The sequence below is a fragment of the Acinetobacter sp. 766875 genome (assembly GCF_000582055.1).
In the GTDB taxonomy this organism is placed as follows: Bacteria; Pseudomonadota; Gammaproteobacteria; order Pseudomonadales; family Moraxellaceae; genus Acinetobacter; species Acinetobacter nosocomialis.
The window spans coordinates 1-2,929 of the sequence record NZ_JEXX01000048.1 but is presented as its reverse complement, the minus strand read 5'-3'; the positions used below and the strand labels follow the sequence as shown (position 1 = coordinate 2,929).

Sequence of the window (2,929 nt, the reverse complement as noted above, 5' to 3'; positions counted from 1 at the left end):
GGAAGCTGAAATCAGTTGATTTTTCCAGTCGATAATTTGGTTTTGATGAACATCAAATTCAGCACTCAATTCAGCAAGTGTTTTTTCTGCTTTAATCGCAGCAAGTGCTACCTTAGCTTTAAAATCATTTGAATGATTTCTTCTTGGTCTACGTGCCATAAAATACTCCATATATTGATGTTTATAACATCATTTGGGGAGCAAAATATCACTTATAAGTGTTGTTCAAATTTCCTGATCCACCTCTAAAATATAAGCTTGGCAAAACAAATATTGAGCTCTTAAACTATCGGATATTGATATGATCATCATGACCTATATATTTACTCAATATAATCATCAAATAGTGCAATCAAGTTAACCTAATATAAAAGCTTATTTTCAATAAAAAACACATCATAATACCCCCTTGCCTTTTAACCACAAAAATATTGAAGTTATTATTTAGAAGCAATTAATAGAAAAATAAACAAATCTTTTTTAAACAAGCTACTAATAAAAATATCTCCATCGAAAATAAAGTATAAAAATTCAAAAACCATTTAATAAAGTATCAATAGAGTTAAAATACATATAGCTTACTTTTAATTTTAAAGAGGAATACAAGAAATAATTTCTTGTATTCCTGTTATAAGATTGGGAGAACCAAGTTGATAATTTCACCCATTTCTTTGGATCTATTAATTTAAGTTTCGACTTTACTTATTTGAGCTTAGCCATTTGGTCGAGTCACAATCGGGAAAATTGAATCTGGACGTTTAAACATTGCAAAGAATTTTCCAATTTTCAGTGGATTACCTTTGACTTTACTGTCTTTAGAAAGCAGGACTTTTACCCCTTCTATTTGACCTGTAATCATTTTTAGATATAAGGGCTTGGTTAAGGTTAATGTAGGGCAATCCAATGCCAAATCTTTACTTTCATCATAACGCTTAAACTGCATGACTGAGTTTTCAACCCATAATGAAAAATGCTCTTTGGTATCCGACAAAACCAGATTGATACACTGGTTTTCATTTTTTAAATTTTCCACATCTAAATTTGTCGCCATAGCTTCAAGAAATCTTTCAGTTGGTGTATGAATCAATAAATCACTCGGATCAGAAGTATTTTGTAGGGGTACATTATTTTGTAGCTCTTGAGCGCCCACCAAAAAGAAATTACGCCAAGTTGAAGCCTCAGCAGCATAGCCCAATTGACGATAAGTATTCGCCAATAAGTCTTTTGCTTGTTGGTTTTGAGGGTTATTCAACACAATATGTTTTAAAATCTCGGCAGCCCATCTATAGTCAGCTTGAGCGTAGGCATCCCGCGCATTTTTCAATGCATTGTTCTCCCCACCTGCTAACTCAATATATTTTTTTGCAACAGCTTTAGGGGGTAATGGATCTAAATTGGAAGGATGGGCATCGAACCATCCCATATAATATTGGTATACTGCTTTTACATTATGTTTTAGGGTTCCATAATAGCCATGAGCATATAGTTTTTGATCAAGTGCCGCTGGAAGCTTAATTTTTTCGGCAATTTCAGCGCCATTAAAACCAGAGTTCATATATCTCACCGTCTGATCATGCGTGAACTTATAAACATCTCGCTGGGTTTTAATAAAATCTTGAATATTGTCATTGCCCCAGACAGGCCAATGATGCTGTGCAATCAATACATCGGATGCTTTGGCATGCTGCATTGCTTGGTCTAGATAGCCCACCCATTTTAAGGCATCACGGACTTTAGCACCCCGAAGGGTATAAAGATTATGCATGGTATGAGATAGAATTTCTGCGCCGTTATAAAGTTTCAATGATGGGATAGAGAACGTTAATTCTGCTGGTGCTTCTGAACCCGGCACGTTATAAAACACAAAATCCAAGCCATCAACCGTCATTTTCTGTTCTGGTTGAGTGATCAGTTGTGTAGGCTCAAGGATGCCCATTTTTCCCACAGCAACAGCCTTACCTAAACCTGTATCCACCAATCCTTCCGCATTTTTAGGTAGAAAAGTTCCATACATATAAGTCGCACGACGTATCATGGCTGAACCTGCCATCACATTTTCACTGGTCGCTTCTTCCATAAAGCCTTTTGGCGCAATAATTGGAGTTTTTCTAGCGTTAATTTCTTCGCTAGAAAGAACGCCTAATGCACCACCAAAATGATCGATATGGCTATGGGTAAAGATAATGGCTGAAATTTTTTGCTCACCTAAATGCTGTCTAGCAAATTTAAGTGCTGCTTCAGCCGTTTCTTTAGAGGTTAATGTATCCACAATAATCCAGCCAGTATCACCCTGAATGATGGTCATATTTGCCAAATCAAAACCACGAATTTGCCAAACTCGATCTGTTACTTTAAATAGCCCAACATTGTTGTTTAATTTTGCTTGTCGCCATAGAGTGGGATTAACGGTATTTGGTGCTTGATCTTGTAAAAAACTAAATGCATCAAAATCCCAGATAACATTGCCTTTCTCACTTTTAATTTGACCTGTTGGCTTGGCAATAAAGCCCTTTTGAGCCTGATTAAACTCAGTCATATCCTCTAAGTTATACTTCGCCTTATATGTATTATTTGATTCAATGACCGCTTTTTCTACTACAGTATTTGCTGCAAAAACAGAAAATGGCAGAATAAGCATCAATGAAACTGTTAAAAACTTAATTTTCATCTTCTTTCCTTTTTTTAAATAAGAGGTGGTCCCACATGTTTGAACAACTAAAAGCTTATTTATAAGTGATACTCTGCTCTAGTTAAGCTACCTTATTTTGTTGTGGTAGCTGGTCATAGTAAAACTCATCTGGAGTCATTTTGTCCAGACTCGAATGAGGTCGTTTCAAATTATAAAATTCAAAATATGCGTTTAATTGCTTCTTCGCATCCAAAACATTGCTGTAGGCTTTGAGATACACCTCTTCATATTTAACGCTCC

General features: G+C 35.6%; 2 protein-coding genes and 1 pseudogene. All 3 read right to left on the bottom strand.

From position 1 onward, the window contains the following. Positions 1-159, bottom strand: a pseudogene (locus tag J576_RS20165) (IS3 family transposase); the annotation flags it as partial. A gap of 553 nt (positions 160-712) precedes the next feature. Further along, entirely contained in the window at positions 713-2,668 is a 1,956-nt protein-coding gene (locus tag J576_RS19185; RefSeq protein ID WP_000693745.1) for an alkyl/aryl-sulfatase, read from the bottom strand. A gap of 82 nt (positions 2,669-2,750) precedes the next feature. Further along, positions 2,751-2,929 (bottom strand): integrase core domain-containing protein (locus tag J576_RS19180; RefSeq protein WP_005004641.1); only part of this gene is annotated, 179 nt, incomplete at its 5' end.